The organism is Streptomyces sp. Ag109_G2-15 (assembly GCF_900215565.1).
GTDB lineage: Bacteria > Actinomycetota > Actinomycetes > Streptomycetales > Streptomycetaceae > Streptomyces > Streptomyces diastatochromogenes.
In genome coordinates this window covers 684,103-697,869 of sequence record NZ_OCNI01000001.1, presented here as the reverse complement: position 1 = coordinate 697,869, position 13,767 = coordinate 684,103, and the positions used below count along the sequence as shown (strand labels likewise).

General features: G+C 69.1%; 11 protein-coding genes. 8 read left to right on the top strand and 3 right to left on the bottom strand.

Annotation, left to right across the window (positions count from 1 at the left end; genetic code table 11):
* The first annotated feature begins 123 nt into the window (after positions 1–123).
* Positions 124–2,097, top strand: a complete 1,974-nt coding sequence (locus CRP49_RS02835; RefSeq protein WP_097252010.1) for an ATP-dependent DNA helicase — start codon at positions 124–126, stop codon at positions 2,095–2,097.
* A gap of 141 nt (positions 2,098–2,238) precedes the next feature.
* Here the strand turns inward: CRP49_RS02835 and lexA are convergent, their stop codons facing one another.
* Positions 2,239–3,018 carry a transcriptional repressor LexA gene (lexA, locus tag CRP49_RS02830; RefSeq protein ID WP_094216449.1) on the bottom strand — a complete coding sequence of 260 codons (780 nt, stop codon included), beginning with the start codon at positions 3,016–3,018 and terminating at the stop codon, positions 2,239–2,241.
* 564 nt (positions 3,019–3,582) lie between these two features.
* On the opposite strand from lexA, the gene nrdR reads away from it, so the two are divergent.
* From nrdR to CRP49_RS02815, 3 genes are all read left to right on the top strand, one after another.
* Positions 3,583–4,134 carry a transcriptional regulator NrdR gene (gene nrdR / locus CRP49_RS02825; RefSeq protein WP_094216532.1) on the top strand — a complete coding sequence of 184 codons (552 nt, stop codon included), beginning with the start codon at positions 3,583–3,585 and terminating at the stop codon, positions 4,132–4,134.
* A 163-nt stretch (positions 4,135–4,297) separates the two neighbouring features.
* A complete protein-coding gene (locus CRP49_RS02820) occupies positions 4,298–7,192 on the top strand; it encodes a vitamin B12-dependent ribonucleotide reductase (RefSeq protein WP_097252009.1) in 2,895 nt (964 codons plus the stop codon).
* Between the two features lie 146 nt (positions 7,193–7,338).
* Positions 7,339–8,127 carry a DUF2785 domain-containing protein gene (locus CRP49_RS02815; protein WP_097252008.1) on the top strand — a complete coding sequence of 263 codons (789 nt, stop codon included), beginning with the start codon at positions 7,339–7,341 and terminating at the stop codon, positions 8,125–8,127.
* Positions 8,128–8,130: 3 nt separating this feature from the next.
* Here CRP49_RS02815 and CRP49_RS02810 read toward each other — a convergent pair whose 3' ends face one another.
* Complete coding sequence (locus CRP49_RS02810; protein ID WP_097252007.1) at positions 8,131–8,703, bottom strand: TerD family protein; 573 nt, start codon at positions 8,701–8,703, stop codon at positions 8,131–8,133.
* A 114-nt stretch (positions 8,704–8,817) separates the two neighbouring features.
* On the opposite strand from CRP49_RS02810, the gene CRP49_RS02805 reads away from it, so the two are divergent.
* The 3 genes from CRP49_RS02805 to CRP49_RS02795 all read left to right on the top strand — a co-directional run bounded on the left by CRP49_RS02805 (position 8,818) and on the right by CRP49_RS02795 (position 11,182).
* Complete coding sequence (locus tag CRP49_RS02805) at positions 8,818–9,423, top strand: YdbC family protein (RefSeq protein WP_097252006.1); 606 nt, start codon at positions 8,818–8,820, stop codon at positions 9,421–9,423.
* A gap of 181 nt (positions 9,424–9,604) precedes the next feature.
* The gene (locus CRP49_RS02800) at positions 9,605–10,264 is read left to right on the top strand and encodes a histidine phosphatase family protein (RefSeq protein ID WP_097252005.1); all 660 of its coding nucleotides are present in this window, start codon (positions 9,605–9,607) and stop codon (positions 10,262–10,264) included.
* A gap of 12 nt (positions 10,265–10,276) precedes the next feature.
* Positions 10,277–11,182 carry an ADP-ribosylglycohydrolase family protein gene (locus tag CRP49_RS02795; protein WP_097252004.1) on the top strand — a complete coding sequence of 302 codons (906 nt, stop codon included), beginning with the start codon at positions 10,277–10,279 and terminating at the stop codon, positions 11,180–11,182.
* A 179-nt stretch (positions 11,183–11,361) separates the two neighbouring features.
* On the opposite strand, the gene CRP49_RS02790 is transcribed toward CRP49_RS02795, so the two are convergent.
* A complete protein-coding gene (locus CRP49_RS02790) occupies positions 11,362–12,909 on the bottom strand; it encodes an MFS transporter (protein ID WP_097252003.1) in 1,548 nt (515 codons plus the stop codon).
* Positions 12,910–13,095: 186 nt separating this feature from the next.
* Between CRP49_RS02790 and CRP49_RS02785 the strand changes: the two genes are divergently transcribed.
* Positions 13,096–13,719 carry a TetR/AcrR family transcriptional regulator gene (locus CRP49_RS02785; protein WP_097252002.1) on the top strand — a complete coding sequence of 208 codons (624 nt, stop codon included), beginning with the start codon at positions 13,096–13,098 and terminating at the stop codon, positions 13,717–13,719.
* Positions 13,720–13,767 lie beyond the last annotated feature (48 nt).

Here is a 13,767-nt window from a genome sequence, read left to right as displayed (position 1 = left end):
GTCCCTATCCCCGTCCCGTCCCATCCCATCCCGTCCCGTCCCAGGAGTCCCGGCAGTGATCCCACCCCTCGCACCAGCCTTGACCGCCCGTTTGTCAGTGCCGGGCCGTAGGGTGGTCGGGCTATGACGAAGCCCTCACTCCCCGAACTCCTGCATGCCGCTGTCGCAGCCGTCGGCGGTACGGAGCGCCCCGGCCAGGTGGCCATGGCCGAAGCGGTCGCCGAGGCGATCGACGACGGATCCCATCTGCTGGTCCAGGCCGGCACCGGCACCGGAAAGTCGCTGGGCTATCTCGTGCCCGCGCTCGCGCACGGGGAGCGTGTGGTCGTCGCCACGGCCACACTCGCGCTGCAGCGCCAGCTCGTGGAACGCGACCTGCCTCGCACCGTCGACGCCCTGCACCCGCTGCTGCGCCGCCGCCCGGAGTTCGCCATGCTCAAGGGCAGGTCGAACTACCTCTGCCTGCACCGCCTGCACGAGGGCGTGCCGCAGGACGAGGAGGACGGGCTCTTCGACCAGTTCGAGGCCGCCGCGCCCACCAGCAAGCTGGGCCAGGACCTGCTGCGCCTGCGGGACTGGGCCGACGAGACCGAGACCGGCGACCGGGACGACCTCACGCCGGGCGTCTCCGACCGTGCCTGGGCCCAGGTGTCGGTGTCCTCGCGGGAGTGCCTCGGCGCGTCGAAGTGTGCCTACGGGGCCGAGTGCTTCGCGGAGATGGCCCGCGAGCGTGCCAAGCTCGCCGAAGTAGTGGTCACGAACCACGCGCTTCTGGCCATCGACGCCATCGAGGGTGCTCCGGTTCTGCCGCAGCACGAGGTGCTGATCGTGGACGAGGCGCACGAACTGGTCTCCCGTGTCACCGGCGTCGCCACCGGTGAGCTCACGCCCGGCCAGGTCAACCGTGCCGTGCGCCGAGCCGCCAAGCTCGTCAACGAGAAGGCCGCCGACCAGCTCCAGACCGCCGCCGAGGGCTTCGAGCGGGTCATGGAGCTGGCTCTGCCGGGCCGTCTGGAGGAGACCCCGGAAGACCTCGGCTATGCCCTGATGGCGCTGCGGGACGCGGCCCGTACGGTCATCTCCGCCATCGGCGCGACTCGCGACAAGTCCGTCCAGGACGAGGACGCGGTCCGCAAGCAGGCGCTGGCGTCGGTGGAGACGGTGCACGACGTGGCGGAGCGGGTCCTGAACGGTTCCGAGTGGGACGTCGTCTGGTACGAGCGCCACGACCGCTTCGGTGCCTCCCTGTGTGTCGCCCCCATGTCGGTCTCCGGGCTGCTCCGGGAGAAGCTTTTCGCGGACCGCAGTGTCGTCCTCGCCTCGGCGACCCTCAAGCTGGGTGGCGACTTCAACGGCGTCGGCGCCTCCCTGGGGCTGGGGCCCGAGGGCGTGGAGGGCGAGGATCTCCCGGCCTGGAAGGGCATCGACGTCGGCTCGCCCTTCGACTACCCGAAGCAGGGCATCCTCTACGTCGCCAAGCACCTCGCCCGCCCCGCACGGGACGGCGAGCGCACCGACATGCTCGACGAGCTGACCGAGCTGATCCAGGCGGCCGGCGGCCGCACCCTTGGACTGTTCTCGTCGATGCGGGCCGCCCAGCTCGCCGCCGAGGAGCTGCGCTCCCGGATCCCCGAGTTCCCGATCCTGCTCCAGGGCGAGGAGACGCTCGGTGAGCTGATCAAGAACTTCGCGGCGGATCCCAAGACCTGTCTTTTCGGCACGCTGTCACTGTGGCAGGGCGTCGACGTCCCGGGCCCCAGCTGTCAGCTGGTCGTCATGGACAAGATCCCGTTCCCGCGCCCCGACGACCCGCTGATGAGCGCCCGCCAGAAGGCGGTGGAGGACGCGGGTGGCAACGGCTTCATGGCGGTGGCCGCGACGCATGCGGCTCTGCTCATGGCCCAGGGGGCCGGCCGCCTCGTACGGGCCTCGGGGGACCGTGGTGTGGTCGCCGTGCTCGACCAGCGGCTCGCCACCGCGCGGTACGGCGGCTACCTCAAGGCGTCACTGCCCGACTTCTGGTCCACCACGGACCGTAATCAGGTCCGCAAGTCGCTCGCGGCGATCGACGCGGCCGCGAAGCAGACGGAAGCCTGATAGAGGTCTCCCACCTGGGCAGTCAGGCCCAGGTGGGCTGGGCGGCGGCTCTGGGGCGAACGCACAGGGCCCCGGAACCGGCGCAGGGGTTCCGGGGCCCGGTCAGGGAGCGGGCCGTTCCCGGCCCGCCCGCCGCAGCCGTCACACGCGCCGCAGCACGGCGACGACCTTGCCGAGGATGGTCGCGTCGTCGCCAGGGATCGGCTCATAGGCCGAGTTGTGCGGGAGGAGCCAGACATGGCCGTCCTCGCGCTTGAAGCGCTTGACGGTGGCTTCGCCCTCGAGCATGGCCGCCACGATGTCGCCGTTCTCGGCGACCGGCTGGCGGCGGACGGTGACCCAGTCGCCGTCACAGATCGCGGCCTCGATCATGGAGTCGCCGACGACCTTGAGGACGAACAGTTCGCCGTCACCGACGAGCTGCCGGGGGAGGGGGAACACGTCCTCGACCGACTCCTCCGCGAGGATCGGGCCACCGGCGGCGATACGGCCGACCAGCGGGACGTACGACGCGGCGGGCTTGCCCGCGGTGTCCGTGGGCTGCACGGTCACGGCCTGGTCGGAGCCGCGCACCTCGTACGCGCGCGGGCGGTGCGGGTCGCGGCGCAGGAAGCCCTTGCGCTCCAGCGCCATCAGCTGGTGCGCGACCGAGGACGTGCTGGAGAGCCCGACGGCCTGGCCGATCTCGCGCATCGACGGCGGGTAACCGCGCCGCTGCACGGAGTCCCTGATGACCTCGATCACCCGGCGCTGCCGGTCGGTGAGTCCGGAGCTGTCCGCCCGGATGCCTGGAGGTCGGCCCGGCAGGGAGCGCTTGTGTCCCTCAGGATTCGTGGCTTCGTTCATCGCATGTACCGGCTCGACTCGGCCCTGGGAGCGGTCCTGGGCAGTGATGGTGGCACTGTCTGCGGTGGTGGTCACGTCGGCCCCTCTCGATGGTCTCCCTGCTGGACAACGGTAGTTGCTTTCGAAAGGTTGCGCCAAACACACGTTCGAGTGAAAAAGTGCGATTCGCCTGACGCGATCATGTGTCCGGGTGTATGGCTAACGCGACCTCTGGCAGACAAAAGCGCCCATTGTTGTACGCTTCACTGCCGGGGTGGATCACCTCGTGGGCTGCTTCCCCAGTCTGCCACCCGGAGCCCCGTCAACCGGGATCCGGGTCCCATCTGCGCCGGAGTCCTACGCGTCCTCCGTGCGGCGCCCACGCTATCTCCGTAAGTGTCCCGGCGACACGTCCGCGCGCGCGTGTTTTCACAGGTGGCGGGGTGACTCCGCCGTACGGACGTGTGCGCGTGCGACACGCGCGAGCTGTCGATGTATCAGCCAATCCCCACATCTAGTGGTTGGATTGCTACAGCAGCCCACAAGTTGTGGTCCCCCGGGTCTGAGAGGGCTCCGCGATCGCCTATGCTTGGGGCTGCTTCGAGAGGCCCCTGAGGCCTCTGGGGGCTGTTTAGTCTGCTGTGAGGAGGGTTGGAGATCATGCACTGCCCCTTCTGCAGGCACCCCGACAGCCGTGTGGTCGACAGTCGTACGACCGACGACGGCACGTCGATCCGCAGGCGCCGCCAGTGCCCTGACTGCTCCCGTCGTTTCACGACCGTGGAGACGTGCTCGCTCATGGTGGTCAAGCGGTCCGGAGTCACCGAGCCATTCAGCCGTATCAAGGTCATCAACGGCGTGCGCAAGGCATGCCAGGGGAGGCCTGTCACCGAGGACGCACTCGCCCAGCTGGGTCAGCGGGTCGAGGAGGCGGTGCGGGCCACCGGAAGCGCCGAGCTGACCACCCACGACGTGGGTCTGGCCATACTCGGCCCGTTGCAGGAGCTCGACCTCGTCGCCTATCTGCGATTCGCCTCCGTCTACCGGGCGTTCGACTCGCTCGAGGACTTCGAGGCCGCCATCGCGGAGCTGAGGGAGGCGACGCGAGGCCCCGCCGCGGACGACGAAGACGCGGGAGCGGGGAGCCAGGAAGACGATCGCGGGCCCGGAGGGACCACTCAGGTCCCTGTGCCCGCCCACGCCGCCGACTGACCGGCAGGCCGGGAGCCGGACGGAGGCCCGGGTTCCGGCCGGGAGGCGGCGACCGAAGACCTGTTGCGGGCGGAGCTGAGGGTGCCCGCAACACAAGACAGAACACCGTGCCACGGGAACATCGTGGCACTTCAGGGCGTTTTAGCCCGTAGAGGGAGGCGGCATGACAGAGACGGCGAGCGGTCCGGCACGAGGTTCCCGAGCCAAGGGCACCAAGGCCACCAAGGGGCTGCGTATCGAGCGCATCCACACCACCCCCGGCGTACACCCGTACGACGAGGTGGAGTGGGCGCGCCGTGACGTCGTCATGACCAACTGGCGCGACGGCTCGGTCAACTTCGAGCAGCGTGGCGTCGAGTTCCCCGACTTCTGGTCGGTGAACGCGGTCAACATCGTCACCAGCAAGTACTTCCGTGGTGCCGTCGGCACCCCGCAGCGCGAGGTCAGCCTCAAGCAGCTGATCGACCGCATCGTGAAGACGTACCGGAAGGCCGGCGAGGACTACAAGTACTTCGCCTCGCCCGCCGACGCCGAGATCTTCGAGCACGAGCTGGCGTACGCCCTCCTGCACCAGATCTTCAGCTTCAACAGCCCCGTCTGGTTCAACGTGGGCACCCCGCAGCCCCAGCAGGTCTCCGCCTGCTTCATCCTGTCCGTCGACGACTCCATGGAGTCGATCCTCGACTGGTACAAGGAAGAGGGCATGATCTTCAAGGGCGGCTCCGGTGCCGGCCTGAACCTCTCCCGCATCCGCTCCTCCAAGGAGCTGCTGTCCTCCGGAGGCAACGCCTCCGGCCCGGTCTCCTTCATGCGCGGCGCCGACGCCTCCGCCGGCACCATCAAGTCCGGTGGCGCCACCCGCCGGGCCGCCAAGATGGTCATCCTGGACGTCGACCACCCCGACGTCGAGGACTTCATCGAGACCAAGGTCAAGGAAGAGGAGAAGATCCGCGCCCTGCGTGACGCGGGCTTCGACATGGACCTCGGTGGCGACGACATCACCTCCGTCCAGTACCAGAACGCCAACAACTCGGTCCGCGTGAACGACGAGTTCATGAAGGCGGTCGAGCAGGGCGGCAAGTTCGGCCTCCGTGCGCGCATGACCGGCGAGGTCATCGAGGAGGTCGACGCCAAGGCCCTGTTCCGCAAGATGGCCGAGGCTGCCTGGGCCTGCGCCGACCCGGGCATCCAGTACGACGACACCATCAACCACTGGCACACGTGCCCGGAGTCCGGCCGTATCAACGGCTCGAACCCCTGCAGCGAGTACATGCACCTGGACAACACGTCCTGCAACCTGGCCTCGCTGAACCTGATGAAGTTCCTCAAGGACGACGGCAAGGGCAGCCAGTCCTTCGACACCGAGCGCTTCCAGAAGGTCGTCGAGCTGGTCATCACCGCGATGGACATCTCGATCTGCTTCGCGGACTTCCCGACCCAGAAGATCGGCGAGAACACGCGCGCGTTCCGCCAGCTCGGCATCGGCTACGCCAACCTCGGCGCCCTGCTGATGGCGACCGGCCACGCGTACGACTCCAACGGCGGCCGCGCCCTGGCCGGCGCCATCACCTCCCTGATGACGGGTACGGCCTACCGCCGCTCCGCCGAGCTGGCCGCGGTCGTGGGTCCGTACGACGGCTACGCCCGCAACGCCGACGCCCACAAGCGCGTCATGAAGCAGCACGCCGACGCCAATGGCACGGCCGTCCGCATGGACGACCTGGACACCCCGGTGTGGGCCGCCGCCACGGAGGCCTGGCAGGACGTCCAGCGCCTCGGTGAGCAGAACGGTTTCCGTAACTCCCAGGCGTCCGTCCTCGCCCCGACCGGCACCATCGGCCTCGCGATGTCCTGCGACACCACCGGTGTCGAGCCCGACCTCGCGCTGGTGAAGTTCAAGAAGCTGGTCGGCGGCGGCTCGATGCAGATCGTCAACGGCACCGTCCCGCAGGCCCTGCGCCGCCTGGGCTACCAGGAGGAGCAGATCGAGGCGATCGTCGCCCACATCGGCGAGCACGGCAACGTGATCGACGCCCCCGGCCTCAAGCACGAGCACTACGAGGTCTTCGACTGCGCCATGGGCGAGCGCGCCATCTCCCCGATGGGCCACGTCCGCATGATGGCCGCGATCCAGCCCTGGATCTCCGGCGCCATCTCCAAGACGGTCAACATGCCGGAGACGGCGACCGTCGAGGAGGTCGAGGAGATCTACTACGAGGCCTGGAAGCTGGGCGTCAAGGCGCTCGCGATCTACCGCGACAACTGCAAGGTCGGTCAGCCGCTCTCCGCCAAGAAGAAGGAGGACGAGAAGGCCGAGATCGCCGAGAAGGCCGAAGGCACGATCCGTACCGCGGTCGAGAAGGTGGTCGAGTACCGCCCGGTCCGCAAGCGCCTCCCCAAGGGCCGCCCCGGGATCACCACGTCCTTCACGGTCGGCGGCGCCGAGGGCTACATGACCGCCAACTCCTACCCGGACGACGGTCTCGGCGAGGTCTTCCTGAAGATGTCCAAGCAGGGCTCGACTCTCGCGGGCATGATGGACGCCTTCTCCATCGCGGTCTCCGTCGGCCTCCAGTACGGCGTTCCGCTGGAGACGTACGTCTCGAAGTTCACGAACATGCGCTTCGAGCCGGCCGGTATGACGGACGACCCGGACGTGCGGATGGCGCAGTCGATCGTCGACTACATCTTCCGCCGCCTGGCGCTGGACTTCCTGCCCTTCGAGACGCGCTCCGCGCTCGGCATCCACTCCGCCGAGGAGCGTCAGCGGCACCTGGAGACCGGCTCCTACGAGCCGGCCGATGACGAGGTCGACGTCGAGGGCCTGGCCCAGTCGGCGCCGCGCGCCCAGGAGCTGAAGGCCGTCGCCGCCCCGAAGGCCGAGGCCGAGGTGGTCAAGCCGGCGCCGAAGCAGGCGCACACCAGCGCCGAGCTCGTGGAGATGCAGCTGGGCATCCAGGCCGACGCCCCGCTGTGCTTCTCCTGCGGTACGAAGATGCAGCGGGCCGGCTCCTGCTACATCTGCGAGGGCTGCGGCTCGACCAGCGGCTGCAGCTGATGACACAGGGTTCCTGAGGTAAGGGGCGCCGGCCGTTGGGTCGGCGCCCCTTACCTTTCCGGGGCGACGCGTTTTCGGGGTGACCACTTCCTTCGGGCGTCCGCGGAGTCGGTACCCGGGTCGTGCGGGCACCGTAGCCTCCGCTCATGACCACGAAACAGCCGTACGACGCCGACATCCGCGCCCTCCCGGAGGCGGACCGGCCCATGGCCCTCGACACCTTGGCCGAGGACCTTCGTTCACCCGATCCCGTGGTGCGCGACGACGGCGCCTACCTCGCGGCTGTCCGGTGGATACCCGCGCTCCTCCCTGGGGAGCGCGGCCGGCTCGGCGACCGTATGACCGTTCATCTGAAGGACCCGGCCGTGCAGGCACGCAGCTTCGCGCCGCTCGTCCTCGCCCGGATCGTGGAGGCCGGCGACTGGCGGGCGCAGTGGTGGGACGCCTTCGCGGACTGGTACCCCGCGGAAACGGATCTGCGCGGCCATGACCCGGACCTGGGCTGGGTACACGCCGTCGCCCACGGAGCGGATCTCCTGGCGGTGCTCGCCCGGCACCCCGGCCAGCCCCCCGAGCCGCTCGCCGAGTTGGCCGCGGCCCGGTTGCTGTCGCCCACACATCACCTCTTCGACGCGCAGGAGGACGACCGCCTCGCCTACGCGCTCGCGCAGATCCTCGGCCACCCCGCCCTCTCCGAGGCCGACTCGGTGCGCTGGCTGGCCCCGGTCGCGGCGGCCTTCCGGACCGGCGAACCCGGCCCGGTGCCCGCCTGGGCCTCCAACGCCATGCGCACGCTGCGGATGCTCTACGTCCTGGCCGACCGCGGGCTGAGCAGGCGCAACACGGACGAGCCGCCGCGCTCGCTCACCCACCGCGAGGCCGTCCTGGAGGAACTGGCCCGGACGCTCGCGATCGTGGCCCCCTACACGGCCTGAGCGTCAGGGCCGGTTCGCCCTGCCCATGACCCGGGTGAAGGTCGCCGGATCCTCGTCGAAGCCGTGGACACCGGCGCGGAAGGTCCAGCCGCCGGACGCGTCCCGCACGAACTCGGCGATCGTGGCCGCCGTGGCGCCGAGGACCGAGCCGAAGTCGTCCTCGGCGAGCACGGTGTAGCCCTCACGCACGCGCATGGCCGGATTGAGCACGTCGACGAACGTCCGGCGCCCGGGCTGCTGTTGGATGACGGCACCGACCACCACGCGCGTGTACCGGCTGTCGAGCCGGTCCAGTTCGAGCATCATGACCTCGTCCCAGCCGAACCCCCTGCCGTCCGTGCTGTCCCGGTTGAGGAAGATCGTGCCGTCCGGCGAGCGGCTGTCGAAGTGCACCAGATAGGCCGGAGTTCCGTACGGGTCACCGGACACGAAGGTCGCGGCGACGACGTCGAGGTCGGTGGGCGGCTGACCCGCCGGACTGGGGTCCCACTTGAGGGCGACCTCGATCTTGCGGTTTCCCTTGCTGAAGCCGGTCACCGGGCTTCCCCTTCCCCCCTGAAGATCCCTCTTCCCCAACTTCCCTGAAGTCGGGGCTCCTTGTTCATCGTGCCACGCGCGCGGGGGCGTATGCGCGGGCGATCTCCGCCGGAGCGTGACCGACGCCACGCCCGGTGGCCTTACGATGGCGCGGTGCTGGTCAAGTGGATTCGCTGCACCGTGGTGGACCGCCGCGGCTTCGAGCGGGGGCAGCGGAAATGGGCGGGGCTTCTGGGGGAGCCGGGATTTCGGGGACAGGGTGGAGGCTGGAGCCGGCAGCGGCCCGGAGTGGCGCACATCTTCGCCTTCTGGGAGAGCCGTGCCTTCTACGACTCCTTCATGGCCCGTTCCCACGACCGTCTGGCGGCCGCCCAGTCCGGCACGTTCAAGGACGCCCAGGTCAAGCTCTTCGAGTACCGCTTCGACGTGAAGACCGGCTTCGAGCCCCGGTTCACCGACTCGGACCTGATCCGGGTGGCCCTCTGCCGGGTGCACGAGGAGCGCGTCGAGCACTTCACCCTCATGCAGGAGAAGGTCTGGAACCCCGCGATGGCCGGCTCGCCCGGCATGATCCGGGGCATGTTCGCCGAGGCGCCTGAGAACGAGTTCCTGGTCCTGTCCATGTGGCGGTCGGCGGCCGAGCACGGCAAGTACCGCACCGAGCGGGTGGAGCGCCTCGCCCTGCGCGCCCAGACGGAGGCGGACATCGCCGCTCTCTCTGGTGACATCGTGGAGCTGGAACCGTCCTGGACGGTCTGAGACGGGTGTCCGTCGGGGCGGGGCCTCCAAGGCCGGGCGGTACGTGGCCAAGGTAAGTTTGAAAATCAAATGCTTGAATTGTGTGCCCGGGAGCGGTTCCATACGCGGGATTCGTGTGACCTACGCCGTATGGGGCCCGTACGAGTGCTCGACCGTCCCTCGCACGATCTAGGGTTTTGGCATGGCACGACCACGGCGCATCGTCCTTGTCCGGCACGGCGAGTCAACGGGCAATGTTGATGACTCCGTGTACGAGCGGGAGCCCGACCATGCTCTCGCGCTGACCGAACGCGGCTGGCGGCAGGCCGAGGAGACCGGCAAGACGCTCCGGGAACTCTTCGGCCGAGAACGCGTGAGCGTGTACGTCTCCCCGTACCGCCGCACGCACGAGACCCTGCGCGCCTTCCACCTGGACCCCGACCTCATACGGGTGCGTGAGGAACCCAGGCTGCGCGAGCAGGACTGGGGCAACTGGCAGGACCGCGACGACGTGCGCCTGCAGAAGGCGTACCGGGACGCGTACGGCCACTTCTTCTTCCGTTTCCCGCAGGGGGAGTCCGGCGCCGACGTGTACGACCGTGTCGGCGGCTTCCTGGAGAGCCTGTTCCGCAGCTTCGAGGCCCCCGACCATCCGCCGAACGTGCTCCTGGTGACGCACGGACTCGCGATGCGGTTGTTCTGCATGCGCTGGTTCCACTGGACGGTCGCGGAATTCGAGTCGCTGTCGAACCCCGGGAACGCCGAGATGCGGATGCTCGTTCTCGGGGATGATGGCAAGTACACACTCAACCGGCCCTTCGAGCGCTGGCGGGATCCGCTTCCGCACTGGGTCAGCGGATAGAGTGGCAAGGCGATGACCGCTGACTCCTCTTCTCTCCGGCGCCTGGAGCGCGCCCTGGCCAGCCTGCGTGGACTGGCGGTGGGGGACGCGCTGGGCTCGCAGTTCTTCGTTCCGGTGAACTACCCCCTGCTCAAGCGCCGCGAGCTGCCCGCGGGCCCCTGGCAGTGGACGGACGACACGGAGATGGCCTGCTCCGTGGTGGCCGTCATGGCCGCCCACCAGCGTCTCGACCAGGACGCGCTGGCTCGCTCCTTCGCCGAGCACCACGACTTCGACCGGGGCTACGGCCCCGCCGTCAACCGGCTGCTCCGCCTCGTCCGGGAGGGCGAGGACTGGCGTGAGCTGGCCGCAGGCCTCTTCAACGGACAGGGTTCCTGGGGCAACGGCGCCGCGATGCGTATCGCGCCCCTGGGTGCCTGGTACGCGGACGATCCGGAGCAGGCGACCCACCAGGCGGAGATCTCGGCGTATCCCACCCATCAGCACCGTGAGGCCGTGGTGGGTGCGATGGCCGTCGCCGCGGCCGCCTCACTGGCCGCCTCGCCGGACGGCCCGCCCAGCCCCGAGGCGCTCCTCGACGGCGTCATCGCCCTCGTGCCGAAGAGCGCCGTCGGCGCCGGGTTGCGCCGCGCCCGGGACATGCTCGACTACGGCGACGCGGGCACGGTCGCGGCTGTCCTGGGGTGCGGACGTCGTACGAGCGCCCATGACACCGTCCCCTTCGCACTCTGGTCGGCGGCGCGGTCCCTCGCCGACTTCGAGACGGCGTTCTGGACGACCGCCCAGGTGGGCGGAGACGTGGACACGACCTGCGCGATCGTGGGCGGTGTCCTTGCGTCCGGGAAGGCAGGGGCGCCGCCTGCGGAGTGGGTGGAGCGGGTCGAGGCGTTGCCGGACTGGGTGCCCACCGGTCTCTGAGGACCGTTCGACTCTGCACCTCTCTGCGACTCTCCGTGCGCGTCGGGAACTCTGCGTGACTGCCGCCCGTTTTCCCGGTATCCGCCGCCGGCCCGAGCCGAACGAGGGCTCGGCTGGGGCAGGCGGCAGACGAGGAGTTCAGGGGGGTGTGGGCAGTGCCGGTCGCCGTTGTGCTGGGGTCAGCCGATTCCCGGGCCCGCCGTTCCGGCGAGGGCTTCGAGGTCGCTCTTGCGGACCTTGATCGCCATCCAGGCGGTGAGGAACGCGAGTCCGGCCATCGCCACGGCAGGGATGAAGGCGATCGAGATGCCGTGGGCGAGCACCTCGCTTCCCCAGGGCGTCGGCAGCTGGTGCGTCTTGGCGAATTGCGCCTTCTGTACCGGCGTGCCCTGCGCGAGGAACTTCGGCAGCTGCTTCTTCGCCTCGTCCGTGCTCGCCGAGCCGAAGACGGTGGTCAGGATGGACAGGCCCAGCGAGCCGCCGACCTGCTGCGTGGCGTTGAGCAGCCCGGAGGCCGCACCCGCCTCGTGCTGGGCGACACCGGAGACCGCCGTGACGGTGACCGTCACGAAGTTCAGGCCCATGCCGAAGCCGAAGACCAGCATCGGGCCCAGGACCCCGCTGACGTAGGAGCTGTCAGGGGTGATGAAGGTCTGCCAGAACAGCCCGATCGCCACGAGCGCCGAGCCGGTCATCATGAACGGCTTGGGGCCGAGCGTGGGCAGGAACCGCTGCGACAGACCCGCGCCGACCGCGATGGCGACCGTCACGGGGAGGAAGGCCAGACCGGCCTTGATCGGGCTGTAGCCGAGCACGTTCTGGACGAACAGCACGATGTAGAAGAACATGCCGAACATCGCCGCTGCCAGGCTCAGCATGACCACGTAGGTGCCCGAGCGGTTGCGGTCGCGGAACATCTTGAGCGGGGTGATCGGTTCCTTCGCCCGCAGCTCGGTGAAGACGAAGGCCAGCAGCAGCACCACCGCCGCGGCGAACGAGCCGAGGGTGAGTCCGTCCCGCCAGCCGTCCTCCGAGGCGCGGATGAACCCGTACACCAGCGAGGCCATGCCCGCCGTCGACGTCAGCGCACCCGCGATGTCGAACCGTCCCGGGTGCCGCTGGGACTCGTTGATGTACAGCGGAGCGAGTGCGGCGATCAGCACGCCGATGGGCACGTTGACGAAGAGCACCCACCGCCAGTCGAGCCAGTCGGTCAGCATGCCGCCCGCGAGCAGGCCGATGGCACCGCCGCCCGCCGACACGGCGGCGAACACACCGAACGCCCGGTTGCGCTCGGGGCCTTCGGGGAAAGTGGTGGTGATCAACGCGAGCGACGTGGGCGATGCGATGGCGCCTCCCACACCCTGAAGGGCGCGTGCGGCCAGCAGCTGCCAGGGTTCCTGAGCCAGGCCACCCAGCAGGGAGGCGAAGGTGAACAGCAGGATGCCGGTCATGAACACCCGGCGCCGGCCGAGGATGTCACCGGCCCGCGCGCCGAGGAGCAGCAGACCGCCGAAGGTGAGCGTGTAGGCGCTGACCACCCAAGTGAGGTCCGTGGTGCTGAACTTGAGCGCGTCTTGAATGTGCGGGAGTGCGATGTTCACAATCGTCGCGTCGAGCACCACCATGAGTTGGCAGGCCGCGATGACGGTGAGCGCTATGCCGGGATGCCCCTCCCGGCGGGCCGCGCCTGGTTTCTGTTCCTGGATGAGCTGAGAGGTTGTCACTATGGGTCCCCCACAAAGGTGTTAGTGAACGCTCGCGTTCACTGTCGCGTCAACGGTAGTGAGTCCCCAACAGTGAACGCAAGCGTTCACTTAATCCTGTGTCGCGTATCGCGTCCCCCCTTGCTGCGACGCGACGCAGCCCCGCCCCGGAACCCCCGCTTCCCCTTGCACGCTGGAGAAACTCAGATGGTTACCTCGCGCTGGACGGCCGCCCCTGCTCAGACGGCTTCCTCTCGTCGGCGCGGTGCCGTGCTCGAGCGCGCGATCCTGGACGCCGCTCTGGAGCAGCTCAGCACGGTCGGCTGGAACGGCCTGACGATGGAGGGTGTCGCGGCCGGCGCCCAGACCGGCAAGGCCGCGGTCTACCGTCGCTGGCCCTCCAAGGAAGACCTGGTCGCCGACGCGCTCGAGGCCGGACTGCCCCGCTTCGAGGAGGTGCCCGACCTCGGCAGTGTGCGCGAAGACCTGTTGGCCCTGTGTCGACGGGCGCGGGACGCCATGTTCTCGCGCCCCGGTTTCGCGTTGCGCGCAGTGATTCACGAGTGCGATCCGGCGCAGGCCGAGCGCTTCCATGGCGTGATCTTCGACGGAGTGGTCGAGCCGACCCTCAAACTGCTGCGCGAGGTCATCACCCGTGGAATAGGGCGGGGGGAGGTGCGGTCCGACGCGGCCAACGGTTACGTCTTCGATGCCATTCCGGCGATGATGATGTACCGATCAAAGATGTGCGGCAGTGAATGGAACGATCGGGATCTGGAAGAGATGATCGACCAGCTGATGCTTCCGCTGCTACGGCCGCACGGCGCTTGATCCCGACTGCCGGCGACCTCGGCGCCGACCGGGGGGACCTGGGGTGTC

Coding starts and splice junctions, on each gene's coding strand:
- CRP49_RS02820 (WP_097252009.1), top strand. CDS start 4,298: ATGACAGAGACGGCGAGCGGTCCGGCACGAGGTTCCCGAGCCAAGGGC.
- CRP49_RS02800 (WP_097252005.1), top strand. CDS start 9,605: ATGGCACGACCACGGCGCATCGTCCTTGTCCGGCACGGCGAGTCAACG.
- CRP49_RS02815 (WP_097252008.1), top strand. CDS start 7,339: ATGACCACGAAACAGCCGTACGACGCCGACATCCGCGCCCTCCCGGAG.
- CRP49_RS02795 (WP_097252004.1), top strand. CDS start 10,277: ATGACCGCTGACTCCTCTTCTCTCCGGCGCCTGGAGCGCGCCCTGGCC.
- CRP49_RS02835 (WP_097252010.1), top strand. CDS start 124: ATGACGAAGCCCTCACTCCCCGAACTCCTGCATGCCGCTGTCGCAGCC.
- CRP49_RS02785 (WP_097252002.1), top strand. CDS start 13,096: ATGGTTACCTCGCGCTGGACGGCCGCCCCTGCTCAGACGGCTTCCTCT.
- nrdR (WP_094216532.1), top strand. CDS start 3,583: ATGCACTGCCCCTTCTGCAGGCACCCCGACAGCCGTGTGGTCGACAGT.